Origin of the sequence: Streptomyces sp. AB3(2024), from assembly GCF_041862025.1 — a bacterium.
Lineage (GTDB): Bacteria > Actinomycetota > Actinomycetes > Streptomycetales > Streptomycetaceae > Streptomyces.
The window spans coordinates 1-658 of record NZ_JBGWAB010000322.1 but is presented as its reverse complement, the minus strand read 5'-3'; the positions used below and the strand labels follow the sequence as shown (position 1 = coordinate 658).

At 73.1% G+C, this 658-nt stretch carries 1 protein-coding gene; it reads left to right on the top strand.

What is annotated here, in order from left to right:
* The first annotated feature begins 149 nt into the window (after nucleotides 1–149).
* Nucleotides 150–647, top strand: coding sequence for a nuclear transport factor 2 family protein (locus ACEPPI_RS40570; RefSeq protein ID WP_373920251.1), 498 nt, complete (start codon nucleotides 150–152; stop codon nucleotides 645–647).
* The last annotated feature ends 11 nt before the right edge of the window (nucleotides 648–658 follow it).

Here is a 658-nt window from a genome sequence, read left to right as displayed (position 1 = left end):
GTACCCGGCTCTGACCGACGAGATGCTCGACTACGTCATCGCCTCCGTCAAGGAGTTCGTCGGCGGCCGGTCCTGACCGCCGACGCGGCCGTGGTCCCGCGCCGAGCCGCCCGCATCCCGCCCGAGACGTCCTTCAACAGGAGCGGACCTTGCCCACGCAACCCGACGACATCGCGGACCTGCGCGCCCAGGTGGGGCTCATGCGCGACCGCATCGAGCTCCGGGAACTCTTCGACCGCTACGTCCTCGCCCTCGACGCGCTCGGCGGAGCCGGCCACGACGAGGCCGCCTTCGCCGAACTCTGCACCGAGGACGCCACCTTCCTCTTCCCCATCGGCGGCTGCCGGGGCGTCGAGGGCTTCACCGCCTTCCAGCGGGAGGCCAGGGCGCGCTGGGCGCGGACCCATCACCTCAGCACCAACCACTCCGTCACCCTCGACGGGGACGGGGCCGCGCTGCGCGTCCACCTGATCGCCACCCACGTCCACCACGCGGAGCCGGAGTCCTCCCGGCCCTTCGAAGTGGGCGGCTACTACGACGCCCGGGCCCTGCGCACGGCGGACGGCTGGCGGCTGAGCGAGGTCGCCTTCCACGTCGTGTGGTCCTGCGGCGACCCCCTGCCCGAGTTCGCCGGGGCCCGTCGGTGAGCGCCCGGTGA